15 protein-coding genes and 1 tRNA gene are annotated in these 12,491 nt (G+C 56.2%); 11 read left to right on the plus strand and 5 right to left on the minus strand.

Annotated features, from left to right (window positions below; genetic code table 11):
• The first annotated feature begins 20 nt into the window (after nt 1-20).
• Nucleotides 21-422, plus strand: coding sequence for a DUF4864 domain-containing protein (locus ACR0MP_RS08325; protein ID WP_170512952.1), 402 nt, complete (start codon nt 21-23; stop codon nt 420-422).
• 136 nt (nt 423-558) lie between these two features.
• A complete protein-coding gene (locus tag ACR0MP_RS08330) occupies nt 559-2,844 on the plus strand; it encodes a glycosyl hydrolase family 28-related protein (RefSeq protein ID WP_480572227.1) in 2,286 nt (761 codons plus the stop codon).
• Nucleotides 2,845-2,882: 38 nt separating this feature from the next.
• Here ACR0MP_RS08330 and ACR0MP_RS08335 read toward each other — a convergent pair whose 3' ends face one another.
• Nucleotides 2,883-3,545 carry a hypothetical protein gene (locus ACR0MP_RS08335; protein ID WP_170408267.1) on the minus strand — a complete coding sequence of 221 codons (663 nt, stop codon included), beginning with the start codon at nt 3,543-3,545 and terminating at the stop codon, nt 2,883-2,885.
• A 155-nt stretch (nt 3,546-3,700) separates the two neighbouring features.
• Here ACR0MP_RS08335 and ACR0MP_RS08340 point away from each other — a divergent pair, with 155 nt between their 5' ends.
• From ACR0MP_RS08340 to ACR0MP_RS08355, 4 genes are all read left to right on the plus strand, one after another.
• Nucleotides 3,701-4,027 (plus strand): antibiotic biosynthesis monooxygenase family protein, encoded by a 327-nt coding sequence (locus tag ACR0MP_RS08340; protein ID WP_170395957.1) that lies wholly within the window; start codon nt 3,701-3,703, stop codon nt 4,025-4,027.
• Nucleotides 4,028-4,092: 65 nt separating this feature from the next.
• Complete coding sequence (locus ACR0MP_RS08345) at nt 4,093-4,500, plus strand: universal stress protein (RefSeq protein WP_170408266.1); 408 nt, start codon at nt 4,093-4,095, stop codon at nt 4,498-4,500.
• Between the two features lie 36 nt (nt 4,501-4,536).
• The gene (locus ACR0MP_RS08350) at nt 4,537-5,016 is read left to right on the plus strand and encodes an excalibur calcium-binding domain-containing protein (protein WP_480454280.1); all 480 of its coding nucleotides are present in this window, start codon (nt 4,537-4,539) and stop codon (nt 5,014-5,016) included.
• Nucleotides 5,017-5,413: 397 nt separating this feature from the next.
• Nucleotides 5,414-5,767 (plus strand): MmcQ/YjbR family DNA-binding protein, encoded by a 354-nt coding sequence (locus ACR0MP_RS08355; protein ID WP_170408264.1) that lies wholly within the window; start codon nt 5,414-5,416, stop codon nt 5,765-5,767.
• A 5-nt stretch (nt 5,768-5,772) separates the two neighbouring features.
• Here ACR0MP_RS08355 and ACR0MP_RS08360 read toward each other — a convergent pair whose 3' ends face one another.
• Nucleotides 5,773-6,483, minus strand: coding sequence for an ORF6N domain-containing protein (locus ACR0MP_RS08360; RefSeq protein WP_255612009.1), 711 nt, complete (start codon nt 6,481-6,483; stop codon nt 5,773-5,775).
• Between the two features lie 211 nt (nt 6,484-6,694).
• Here ACR0MP_RS08360 and ACR0MP_RS08365 point away from each other — a divergent pair.
• Nucleotides 6,695-6,772, plus strand: a tRNA-Arg gene (locus ACR0MP_RS08365).
• A gap of 102 nt (nt 6,773-6,874) precedes the next feature.
• Here the strand turns inward: ACR0MP_RS08365 and ACR0MP_RS08370 are convergent.
• Nucleotides 6,875-7,357 (minus strand): GNAT family N-acetyltransferase, encoded by a 483-nt coding sequence (locus tag ACR0MP_RS08370; RefSeq protein WP_170736645.1) that lies wholly within the window; start codon nt 7,355-7,357, stop codon nt 6,875-6,877.
• 13 nt (nt 7,358-7,370) lie between these two features.
• On the minus strand, nt 7,371-7,682 hold the full coding sequence (locus ACR0MP_RS08375; protein ID WP_010442452.1) for an ETC complex I subunit: 312 nt from the start codon (nt 7,680-7,682) through the stop codon (nt 7,371-7,373).
• Between the two features lie 154 nt (nt 7,683-7,836).
• On the opposite strand from ACR0MP_RS08375, the gene ACR0MP_RS08380 reads away from it, so the two are divergent.
• The 4 genes from ACR0MP_RS08380 to ACR0MP_RS08395 all read left to right on the plus strand — a co-directional run bounded on the left by ACR0MP_RS08380 (nt 7,837) and on the right by ACR0MP_RS08395 (nt 11,687).
• A complete protein-coding gene (locus ACR0MP_RS08380; RefSeq protein ID WP_170566440.1) occupies nt 7,837-8,307 on the plus strand; it encodes an SRPBCC family protein in 471 nt (156 codons plus the stop codon).
• Between the two features lie 77 nt (nt 8,308-8,384).
• The gene (gene uvrB, locus ACR0MP_RS08385) at nt 8,385-10,571 is read left to right on the plus strand and encodes an excinuclease ABC subunit UvrB (RefSeq protein WP_480737035.1); all 2,187 of its coding nucleotides are present in this window, start codon (nt 8,385-8,387) and stop codon (nt 10,569-10,571) included.
• A gap of 56 nt (nt 10,572-10,627) precedes the next feature.
• Entirely contained in the window at nt 10,628-11,305 is a 678-nt protein-coding gene (locus ACR0MP_RS08390) for a hypothetical protein (protein ID WP_170408260.1), read from the plus strand.
• Nucleotides 11,298-11,687, plus strand: coding sequence for a PIN-like domain-containing protein (locus ACR0MP_RS08395; RefSeq protein WP_170408259.1), 390 nt, complete (start codon nt 11,298-11,300; stop codon nt 11,685-11,687). The genes ACR0MP_RS08390 and ACR0MP_RS08395 overlap by 8 nt, the downstream gene beginning before the upstream one ends.
• A 225-nt stretch (nt 11,688-11,912) precedes the next feature.
• Here ACR0MP_RS08395 and ACR0MP_RS08400 read toward each other — a convergent pair whose 3' ends face one another.
• Nucleotides 11,913-12,155, minus strand: coding sequence for a TFIIB-type zinc ribbon-containing protein (locus ACR0MP_RS08400; RefSeq protein WP_170408258.1), 243 nt, complete (start codon nt 12,153-12,155; stop codon nt 11,913-11,915).
• Between the last annotated feature and the right edge of the window lie 336 nt (nt 12,156-12,491).

Below are 12,491 nucleotides of genomic sequence, written 5' to 3' on the forward strand. Positions count from 1 at the left end.
TTGCATCAGGAGGTGGCCCCATGCGTCGACTATTGCTTGCTGTATCCCTGAGTGCCGGACTGGCATCCGGAGCTTTTGCTCAGAGTGACGAGATTGAGGCCAATATCTCGGCGCAGATTCAGGCCTTCAAGGCGGATGACTTTGCCACCGCCTTCACCTTTGCCAGCCCCAATATCCAGCGGCTGTTCGGCGATCCCGAGAATTTCGGGACCATGGTGCGCCGCGGCTATCCTATGGTTTGGCGGCCTGCGGATGTGAGGTTTCTGGAGCTGCGCGAGATTAGCGGAGCCCTGTGGCAGAAGGTCATGATCACTGATGGTGACGGACGGGTGCATCTGCTGGACTACCAGATGATCCAGCAGGAAAACGGCTGGAAGATCAACGGTGTACAGTTGCTGGGCAATTCTGACCCGGCGGCCTGAGGCAACACCACCGTCACGGTGGTAAGAGCCGCGCTTAATTCCTTTTCGATACTCAGACCCATGCGTTTGGGCTCAGGGCCCGGACGTTATCGGGTTTTGGCGCGCGTGCTTGGCGCGATTGGGAAAGGGATTTTACATGAACAAGGCAATCACCGACGGCATCGTGTTCATGCCGCCCGCCTATGCGGCTGGTCTTGGGGTCTGGTCCAGTGGCGACGGCACGCCGGGCTCTCCGACCTATGAGGGGTCGGGCACGGGGGTGTTCGTTCCGGCGGATGCGGATTTCGCAGGCTGTCTGGAGATTTATAAGACGGCAGAACCGCAGCGGCTGCGCTATATGGGGCAAACACCTTTTTTGCCGGGCTGCTATCTGCAGATCAAGGCGCGGGTGAAGGCGATCAGCGGGCCGCTTCCCGAGGTGCGGATTGCCGGCTGGGCCGGAGGAGCCGGAGATGCGCACGTGGACGGATTGGCCGAGCAGGGTCCGGCGGTGCAGCTGACCGGCTATGGCACCGTGCATGAGGTGACGGCCATCGTGGGCACGGGCCTGCGCCCCGGCGTGGACATGCCATGGGGCAATGCGGCGCTTTATGGACACTTTGGTTTGGATATCGAAGGCACCAACGGCGCGGTGGTGCGGGTGGATGATATCGAGATCACCGATGTGACCTCGGTCTTCCTGCGCGATTTGATTGGTCTGGTCGACGTGCGCGATTTCGGCGCTGTGGGTGACGGGGTCACCGATGACTCGGCAGCGTTTGAGGCGGCGGATCAGGCAGCGAACGGGCGCAAGGTTTATATTCCGCAAGGTGAGTTCCGGCTGGAAGAGAACACTAACATGGCGTCCGAGGTCGCATTTGACGGCACCGTCACGATGCCGGTCGACAAAATGCTGCTGCTGACCAAGAATTTCGATCTGCCCACCTATATCACCGCCTTTGGTGATGAAATGCTGGCGTTTAAAAAGGCGTTTCAGGCGTTGCTGAACAGCTCGGACCATGAATCGCTGGATCTGGGCGGGCGCAAGATCGCAGTGACTGAGCCCATCGATATGGCGGCAGCAGTGCCGAACCGGACGGGCTATGCCACCCGTCGAGTGGTGCGCAACGGGCAGTTTGACGTCAAAAGTAGTTCGAATTGGGATACCGAAACCTTCACCTCGGTCGCGACCTACAGCCCGTCTGATCCTGATACGCTGACCAACGTGGCCAATGTGGTGAATATACCGGTGGGTTCGCTGGTCACCGGCAGCGGGGTCGGGCGTGAGGTTTATGTGCGGTCGAAAAACGAAAGCACCGGTGAAATCACGCTGAGTGCGCCGACTTATGATGCCGCAGGGACGCAGACCTTCACCTTCACATCGTTCAAGTACCTGCTAGATTTCAGCGGTTTCAGTGCGCTGCAGAAGTTCAACATGGAAGGGATCGAGTTCCAGTGTAACGGTCGGTGCAGCGCGATCCGGCTGTCTCCGGGCGGGAACACTTTTGTACTGAAAGACTGTTTCATCAGTCGCCCGAAGGACCGGGGTATCACATCAATCGGGCGCGGATGTCAGGGGATGCTGATCGATGGCTGTCAGTTCCTATCGACCGAGGAAAGTCTGGACGTGCCGGACCGAAGCTCAATCGCGCTGAACGCCAATGCCAACGACGTCAAGCTGCGCCACAACCGGGCCACGCGGTTCCATCATTTCGCGGTGCTGAGCGGCGACAACAATCTGGTGCTGGGCAACCACTTCTTCCAGGGCGACAACGTCGCGAACGGGGTGCGCAACGCCGGGTTGGTGATCATCGGCGGCTATAACAGTTCGTCCATCGCCGAGAACTATGTCGATAACTGTTTTATCGAATGGACCAACGAGCACGATGCCAACCCGGATTACTTCACCAGCTTCTCGTTCAGCGCGCTGAGCATCACGGATAACATCTTTTATGCCAGCGATGTTGCCCCCTGGTTCAGCTATCTGGTGATCCGCCCCCATGGCACAGGGCATTTCTTGAACGGGCTGACCGTCACCGGCAACAAGTTCCGTGTCAACAACGTGCGGATCGACCGAGTGGACCGGGTCGATACCAGTTTTGCCGATCTCGACCCGGAAAGGCACAAGAGGGTGTGTTTCGAGAACAATACGTTTCACGGCATCGATACGCCTTGCGCCAATCCATTGCGGCTGCAGCACACGCAAAGCTCACCGTCATCAGCCTGGACCGTCAGTTCGCAGGGCCAATTGCCGTTCGGGGGCAGGGCGCGCGGGTGTGATGCGGTTGTTGCCCTGGGAAGCCTCAGGACATCGTTGAATGCGGTGCGCTATACCGCGCCATATGTCGAGTTGCGACAGGGATCGGGCCAGAGCGATATCCGCCTGCGCTGGTCCGAAGGCTTGCGTGGTGCGGTTTCGACCATTCTGCGGATTGATACCTGATTGATGCGGTGGGCCGCCTGAATGTAGGCGGCCCATCTTTAATAGCTGCGCCACAATCCAAATTTGATCCCGATGTTATCATCAGCCGAATTGCGCTCGGCACCCAGAATCCAGGTGAGTCTGCCCGTCTTTGGGCGATACATCAGCGAAGGTCGCACCCTCCAGTACCATGGTCGGTCCGAAACATAAGAAGTTTCGATCTGCAGGAGCGGGTCAAACCGTCGACCCGAGGACAGACCGGCCGTGAAATCCAATTTGCGGATCACTGCCTCATGGGTGCGGTTTTCGAGCGCGGCGTCGACATTGATCCATCCGCCTCCCAATCCGGTTTGAATGCTTTTGCCGTATGAAAGTGTTGCTTTGTACATTGCCCAACTACTGTACTGGCGATGGTGCGCGCCAACGCCGAACTCAGCCGCCAGACGCCCTGCTGACCCCATGTCTGCAACCGGCACGCGGGCAAAGACCAGCGCGTGCCCATACAAATCCTGATGCTCCTCGGCATCCAGTCCGATCGTGAGTTTCGGCCGCAATCCCCACTCGGTATAAAGCGAGGATTTGTACTTGTAGACGTCTTCCTCTTTGAAAGCGGTCACAGATAACGCGGTGAAGCTTGACCCCTTCTCGCGGAGCCACGCACCGGACCATGCCGGAGTGCACACCATAAAAAGCAGCGGAATGACGAGAACCAGACGAGCCATGGGGGCAGCATCGGCAGACATGGTTAACGGATGGTTAGTTTCTTGTTCATCTTTGAGAAAGATTTTTTGATCCAAAAACATTGTCTATGTGCAGGAAAAGGGTGGCGTTTTCAAAAGCTGTGCTAGGCTCGGGTCAGCTATAAAGGAGGAGCCTTATGCCGCAGATTTCCAAAACCAACAGCTATCAGACTGTCATCACCACCTTCGAGATGACCCCCGGAACCTGCCAGGACCTTCTTGAGGCGCTGACCGATGCTTATGCCGAGTTCATTTCGAAACAGCCGGGTTTCATTTCAGCTGGATTGCATGTGAATGATGCCCAGACGCGGATTGCCAATTATTCACAATGGGAGCGCCGCGAGGATTTCCTGGCGATGTTGCGCACACCGGAAATGCGAGAGCGGAATCGCAGGGTTAACGAGCTGTGCAAGAGCTTTGAACCCGTGATGTACGACGTCGCCGAGACCTTCGGTGAGACCTGATCTGAGTCAATGCACGGCCACCACCGGTCGCGCAGTATAGCGGCACAACTACGGAGGCGCGAGCCATGTATCATAACATTCTTGTTCCCATTTCCTTTGATGCCGAACGGGACAGCTCGGCAGCGTTGAAGCTGGCAGAGCTACTGTCGACGCCCGAGGCTGCGGTTACGCTGCTGCATGTGGTAGAGCACATTCCGGATTATGCGATCTCGTACATGCCCGCCGAGTATCTGTCCGAAGCCCGCAAGGCCATCCAGGCCGAGCTTGATGCCCTGGCGGCGCGCGTCCCGAATGCGAAGGGGCTGGTGGTTGAAGGCCATTCCGGGCGAACGATTCTGGACTGGGCCGAAGTGAATAAGCCTGACCTGATAATCCTGGCTTCGCACCGCCCGGGGATGCAGGACCTGCTGTTGGGTTCAACCGCGACCCATGTGGTGCGCCACGCCAAATGTGCCGTGCATGTGGTGCGATAAAGTCGAGCTTTTTCCAAGCCGACCCCGATTGCGGCCATGGCTTTGCCACATACCGCGTGTAAGACCTATGGCATGACAACCGGGAAACCAACGAAAGACACCGATCCGAACCCTCGTCTTACACGGCGGCAACGGCGGGCAGACGCGTTGCGCAGGCAGGCTCTGTCTCCGGTGCGTATTCTACTGATGGTGCTGGCCTTGCCCTTAACCACAGGAATGATCGCAATCGGTGTCTACCTGCGCGTTTCAGACTACGAACGTCATGAAGCGGTGATCCATCTGGTGGCGCTGGCTGGGTGTGATGCTGTGGAGATGCTGGGTTTCGGGCCTTTTCGCGAAGGAAGGCCCGGATACCATAAGCGCAATGATCCCGATGGCGATGGTGTCGCCTGTGGCTCGTTTGCCTTGCAGAAACCACGCAATGTCGCGATGCCGGGAGATATCCAAGCCAATCCCCGGAATCTTCAGACCCCGAAACAGCGCACTGTCGGAACGGCAAAATTTTTGAAGCCTTGAATCGGAGGGGGGCGAAATCTTGAGAAGATTTCGGGGCGCTTTCTTTTCAAGAAAGCGTTGCGTGGCTCAGGTGAGCCAACGCAAGGGTTCGCGGTTGCAGAAGATTACGATCTGGCCCGAGTTTTCCGCCACTTGATAACCGCGACGATTGATTTCGGCCATAAAACGCTCCATCCCGGCAAATCGCTCTATATCGCGCGCCTTGCGACGGATTACGCCACCTTGCTGCACCGCCTTGGAGGCGAATAGATCACTGAGCCAAACCTCAGGCGAGAGGGGAGAATTGCAGTTATACATCACCTATGATTTGGCGCAGCTAGGTTAATGCCGGGTAAAGAAAGTTGCGCCCGCAAAGCGGGTCTTGCCTTGTCCTGACCAGAGCGCCACAGTCGCCGCGATGACTCGTGATGAATTCAATGCCTTTTGCTCGGACCTCAAAGCCACCAGCCATGTCGTGCAGTGGGGCAACGCAGATGTCTGGAAAGTAGGCGGCAAAGTCTTTGCCATCTGTGGTTGGAACGACGGAAAGGATGCGTTTACCTTCAAGGCCACCGATCTTGCCTTTGAGGTCCTCGGAGATGAGCTAGGTATCCGCCCAGCGCCTTATCTGGCATCGCGAGGTATGAAATGGCTGCAGGTTTACGATGAACGTGGCATGAGCGACGCGTCGCTGCGAGATCATATTGTAATCTCATACGATTTGGTCGTAGCTAAGCTGACCAGAAAGGCGCGGGCAGAGCTGGGCCTTTAAGGCGGTCAGTCTTTCATGGCGTGCAGCAGCTCAAGCAGTTTTTTCCGGTCATCATCGTCGGCATAGTCTCCGCTGGCCAGCCGTTCGGCGATGCTGAGGCGCAGACGGTCATGTTGTGTGCGAACCTCTTCGCCCGCCGTTTCAGCGAGGGTCTTCATGATCACTGCCACCGCCTGCTGCCGTTTGGTGGTGGGATTGGCGATGTAGTCCACAAGGCTTTGCTGTCCGGAATCAAGGATGTTTTCGGCCAGATCACGCAGTTGATCCCCATTTGGAAGCAACGGCGTAGGGGCATCTTGCGGTGGCAGAATCTCAGGCGGGTTGCGCGGGGTTTCCGCTAGCGCATTGGTGCCGTCAACAAAGGCTTCGGTGATCATCCGCGTGATCCTGATCGCGCGCGGATCTTTAAACAAAGTCGAGGCAATAGCTACGCCGTAGTCGGTATAGACCCAGGGATTGACCCGTCGGCCACCGCGGCCTTCGGGTTTTGAGATCACATTCTGTGATTGCAAATCCGCGACCTCAGCGTCGGAAAGCTGAAAGCGGTAGCCTTCGAACAGATCCTTATTGCGCGAGACGGCCTGATTGAAGGCGCTGACGGATTTTCCGTAAAACTGCGCCAGATCTTCTGCCAGAACCACGCGTACACCGCGCACCCGATGAATGGCGTTTTGGACCTCTTGAGGGCTGGGCAGGTTTTCCGGGTTCGTCATCATATCCGTTTGGAATCACAATTTGTGATTTCAAACGTGACGCAGGGCGCGCTGGGCTGCAAGTTTGAACTGCAGGTAGGTTCGATGTCTCTTGCCGAGAGGTCTGCCAGATTCGGCCAATACCCTGATGGAAATAACCTTTTTGAAAGAACAAGCTTGCCCCCTATCAAGTTGACAATCCTAATGGATTGACTGATACAAACGGAACAAGACCGGGCCGTTAGCTCAGCTGGATTAGAGCAGGGAACTTCTAATTCTCAGGTCGGGGGTTCGAGTCCTCCACGGCTCGCCATTTTTTCAGATGTTTTTCGAAACGGGGCAAGGGTACGGCCCTTATATCTGAATTCAAAGCGGTCGGTCAGACTGCACCAAGCGGGTGCATTCAGCTTTTCCCTCAGCGTTTTGGGCTGGACGTAAGGTCCAACCGCATAAACGCGCTGTTTGGATCGGCGTCATAGCCATAGATCGGACCGCAATAGGAATATCCCAATGTTTCATATAGCTTGCGTGCTGCGTCATATTCCGAGAGATGATTTGCGCCAGTTTCCAGGACAAGTGCGGAAACGCCCTCGGCTCGGGCCAGATCGGCAAGATGGTTCATGATCACACGCGCCAATCCTCGGCCGCGCGCAGCAGCAACCACGTGCACCGATTTAACTTCGGCAGTGCCATCCGGCAGCGCCTTAAGCGCACCACAACCCAAGGGCTTACCCGCCTCATAAAGAGCCCAAAAGCGAATGCCCGGCTCGCGCAGGGCATCAATGTCCAGCGTATGATTTGAGGTTTGCGGTGTCGCGTCCCAGCTATGGGCGAGATGCGCTAGAATGATCGGGCGCAGATCCTTGGCGCCGGGGTCTGCTTGGCGGATGTCGATCATTCACTGGGCCTTGTCAGTGGGTCCAGGGAGCGCGCCGGTCAGTGGCGAAATTCTCACCATAGCCGCGCGCCCGCAGGTTCGGCTTGCGCTTGTGCGGCTCGCTTACCTGCGCGTCGATACCGTTGTCTTTGGCGTAGTCCAGCGCCTCTTCCTTGGTATCGAACTTCAGACGCACCTGCGTTTGGGTGTCATTGGACGAGGTCCAGCCCATCAGCGGATCGACCTCACGCGCAGAAGCCGGGGCGTATTCCAGAACCCATTTGCGGGTTTTGGCCATCCCCGAGGTCATCGCGTTTCGCGAAGGCTGGTAAATCCGTGCGCGCATGTCGCCTCTCCGTACTCACTTGGCTGAAGCTGTTTATGCGTCAGAGCGCGCGCCGGGACAAGATGACAATTGTCGCGGGTCGCATGGACTGCCTAATGACAGGTATTGTCATTAGTTCGGGGTAGAAAGCGCGCAGACATAAAAGGACAGCAGGATGCTTCACCAAGAACGCCACCTCGACATCAACGCCCGACCCAATGAGATTTGGGCTATCCTCCGCCGCTTTATGCATATCGATGAGTTTGCCCCGCAGGTGATATCGGTTGATGCTTTGACTGCCGGATCGGATGGTGTTGGATCACAGCGCCGGTGTCACTTCGCGAACGGCACATCATTGGTCGAAGAGGTGACGGATTGGCAGGTTGACCGCGGCTACACCGTGCGGTTGTCGCAGATGGCGATGCCTCTGCGCGAAGCACAGGCGGCGATTGCCATCACACCGCTGTCCGACACGCGCAGCCGTGTTATCTGGAGTATGGATTTTCGTATGAAATATGGACCGTTGGGCTGGTTAATGGGACAAACCCTGTTGAAGATGATGATGGGTTGCGTACTGGCCGAGAACCTGTCGGCCTTGGCGGCGAAGGTTCAAACGCACCCCGACGCCCAACCCCGGACCGCTTAGCTGAAAATGAATCCAGATCAGCCCTTGCAGATGGACAAAATAAGAACAAATGTAGGGGCCTGACCCGGAGCCCGCCCATGCCTTATGCCCATTCCGACAAGACTCAACTGACCGCAGACGACGTGCGCGCGCGTCTGAAACTGGAGGGCGGCAAGCAGTTCGTCATGCATACAGAGTTCGCACCGGCTGGCGACCAGCCGACGGCGATCAAAGAGCTGGCAGGCGGTGTGAATGATGGTGAGCGAGATCAGGTCCTGCTGGGTGCGACCGGGACGGGCAAGACCTTCACCATGGCCAAGGTGATTGAAGAAACGCAGCGGCCTGCGATCATCCTGGCGCCAAATAAGACGCTGGCAGCGCAGCTGTACGGGGAATTCAAGGGCTTCTTCCCAGAGAACTCGGTCGAGTATTTCGTTTCCTATTACGACTATTACCAGCCAGAAGCCTATGTGCCGCGGTCGGACACGTACATCGAGAAAGAATCGCAGATCAACGAACAGATCGACCGGATGCGCCACTCGGCCACGCGGGCGCTGCTGGAACGCGATGACGTGATCATCGTCGCCTCGGTCTCGTGCATCTACGGTATCGGTTCGGTCGAGACCTATGGAGCGATGACACAGGATCTGAAGGTGGGTCATGAGTATGACCAGAGGCAGGTGATGGCTGATCTGGTTGCCCAACAGTATCGCCGCAACGATCAGGCTTTCCAGCGCGGGTCCTTCCGGGTGCGTGGCGATTCCCTGGAAATCTGGCCGGCCCACCTTGAGGACCGTGCTTGGAAATTCTCGTTCTTCGGCGAGGAACTGGAAACCATCACCGAGTTCGACCCGCTGACCGGCGAACGCGCGGCAACGATGGAGCAGGTGCGGGTCTATGCGAATTCGCACTACGTCACGCCGAAGCCAACAATGAATCAAGCGATCATTGGCATCAAAAAGGAACTCCGCATCCGGTTGGATCAGCTGGTTGGCGAGGGCAAGCTGCTGGAAGCTCAAAGGCTGGAACAGCGTACGAACTTCGATCTGGAAATGCTCGAAGCCACCGGCGTTTGTAACGGAATCGAGAACTATTCGCGCTACCTCACGGGTCGCGCGCCGGGCGAACCGCCCCCGACCCTGTTCGAATTCATTCCGGACAACGCGATTGTCTTCGCCGACGAGTCCCATGTCAGCGTCCCGCAGATCGGCGGCATGTACCGGGGCGACTATCGGCGCAAGTTCACGCTGGCGGAACACGGGTTCCGCCTGCCATCCTGCATGGACAATCGCCCGCTGAAGTTCGAGGAATGGGACGCCATGCGCCCGCAATCCGTCTTTGTCTCGGCCACCCCGGCGAAGTGGGAGATCGAACAGACTGGAGGCGTCTTCACCGAACAGGTCATCCGCCCCACCGGCCTCTTGGACCCCGAGGTCGAAATCCGACCCGTCTCGATGCAGGTGGACGACCTGCTGGACGAGGTGCGCAAGGTGGCCGCCAACGGATTCCGCACGCTAGTCACCACGCTGACCAAACGCATGGCCGAGGACCTGACCGAATACCTGCACGAACAGGGCATCAAAGTGCGCTACATGCACTCGGATATCGACACGCTGGAACGCATCGAAATCTTGCGCGACCTGCGGCTTGGCGCATTCGACGTGCTGGTCGGCATCAATCTGCTGCGCGAAGGGCTCGACATCCCAGAATGCGGGCTGGTCGCCATTCTGGACGCGGATAAAGAGGGTTTCCTGCGCTCGGAAACCTCACTGATCCAGACCATCGGTCGCGCTGCGCGGAACGCAGATGGCCGAGTGATCATGTATGCCGACAAGATCACCGGCTCGATGGAGCGCGCCTTGGGCGAAACCAACCGCCGCCGCGCCAAACAGCTCGCCTATAACGAAGAACACGGCATCACGCCTGAGACCGTGAAGAAAAACGTCGAGGACGTTCTGGCCGGTCTCTACGAAGGCGATGTCGACATGAACCGCGTCACCGCCACCATCGACAAACCGATGCACGGCGCGAATTTGGAAGCGCACTTGGACGGGCTGCGCGACCAGATGCGCAAGGCCGCCGAGAATCTTGAATTCGAAGAAGCCGCCAACATCCGGGATGAGATCAAACGTCTGGAAGCGGTCGATCTGGCCGTCGCCGACGACCCCATGGCGCGCCAATGGGCGGTCGAGAAAGCCTCGGAAGACGCCGTGAAATCGCGTGGACGGTCGACGGCTGGGCGGCCGGGACAGCGGGGTGGGAATGTGAAGAGAAGGAAAAGATAATTTACCGGATTCCCCTGTAGCGATTTCCGAGCTAGATAGGCTACAGGAGGACACTGATGCCGCTTGACCACGCGATACTAGGACAGGGTGTTTATACACCTAGGGAAGCAGCACGATTGGTTGGAACCAATGTGCAGCAGGTCCTGCGTTGGACACGCGGCAGTGGCCCCCACCTACCGCTTTGGAATGCACATTATCAGTTCTTGGATGATGACATTACCGAGATTAGTTTTTTGGACTTAATTGAAGTCCGTGTTGTTGCCGCGATGCGAAACGCAAACATATCTCTACAATCCATCCGATTTGCGATTTCGTTCGCCCAAGACAAGTTTGGCATTGAGAGACCACTGGCGTCTCAATCGTTCAAAACTGATGGCTCCGAAATTCTTATGGAAGCGATTGAAAATGACGGTGAATACGTAAGCCTTTCGAAAAAAAGACCCGGTCAAAAGGTCTTTAAGGACATCATTTCACAGTCTCTAAATGACCTCGAGTACGAGGGAGAAGTAGTAGCAAGGTGGCGACCGCGAAATCACGTCGATGTAGTCTTGGACCCAACGCGTCATTTTGGCGATCCAATTTTAGATGAGTTCGGAATTTCGACGGGCACAATTTACAAAGAATTTGGTGAGTTTAACGACACAAACTATCTTTCGAAGATTTACGAAATTCCGGAAAAACTTATTCGCAAGTGCATTAAGTTTGAGCGCAGCTTAGACGAGGCAAATGGTTAAAGTACTTTTTGATCATAACATGCCACCCTGCATCGCTCGGTCGCTTCATGAACTGATCAAAGTCGATAGTCACGAGGCCTGCGCACTGCGGGATATTTTCCCGAAGAACATCTCTGACATTGATTACTTCAATAGGCTTGGCAGCGATTGGATCGTTGTTTCAAAAGACCTTCAAAATAGTAAAAAGAAAGCCGAAAGAGCTGCTATTTTGAGGAATAATGTCGTGGCATTTTACCTCGCCCCATCATTGCAAAAGAAAAAAGTCGGAGAACAAGCCGCTGCAATTTTGTGGCACTGGGATAAAATTCTCCTGCAACGATCCACGGTAAAAAGCGGACTGTTTCAACTACCTGAAAACAGGTCGAAGTTTAAATCCTTGTGAAATTCGGCGTTAGTGTAGCAACACTCCACCCTTGCAGCCCAGCGCCCTCTCCTCCACGTTTGAAATCACAAATTGTGATTCCAAACGGTTGCCATGACGAACCCCAACACCCTGCCCTGTACGCATGAAAGCTAATGTTCGATCCACTGGTGCGCTCTGCCGTAGCTGAGACTCTACATCAGACCGCACGGACTCCGTCACAATGTGATGGGTTGTTGAAACGTCCTAAAAATCAAAAAGCTCGTCCAGAAAGCCGCCGCGTTTCTTCTTTTTCCGGTATCCGTGATCAGATCGGTCATCATAACCCCGCTGCGGCGGTGGCGGCGGCGTATGGTCGGCAGAGCGATCAATGATTTTGTCCAGCTCTCCACGGTCCAGCCACACGCCACGACATTGCGGACAATAATCAATCTCAACCCCGCTCCGTTCGGTGATTACCAGCTGAGTTCCATCAATCGGACATTGCATCAGACGCTCTCCTTTTTCTGTCCTGAACAGATGGGAGCGCGCGCAGGGTTTTTCACCCTACTGCGACCGCACGTCCCTCTATGGGCAAAGCTGTAGGGCAGAGTTGACCCGGTCCCGCGCTGCCCTCTTCAGCATTGGAATTCACAAATTGAGGTTCCAAATGGTTGCCATGACGAACCCTAAGAAATTTCTCAGCAGCTGATGGGTGCATAGACCCATTGTCTCTGTCTTCGAGCCCTCAATGCTGGGTTGGATACTCCCTAAAACGCGATAGAAATTTGCTTAGGGCTCACCTCAAAACGCAGGCGAAACCCAAACGTGAATTGGTCTAACGAG

The organism is Ruegeria sp. K3 (genome assembly GCF_056531845.1).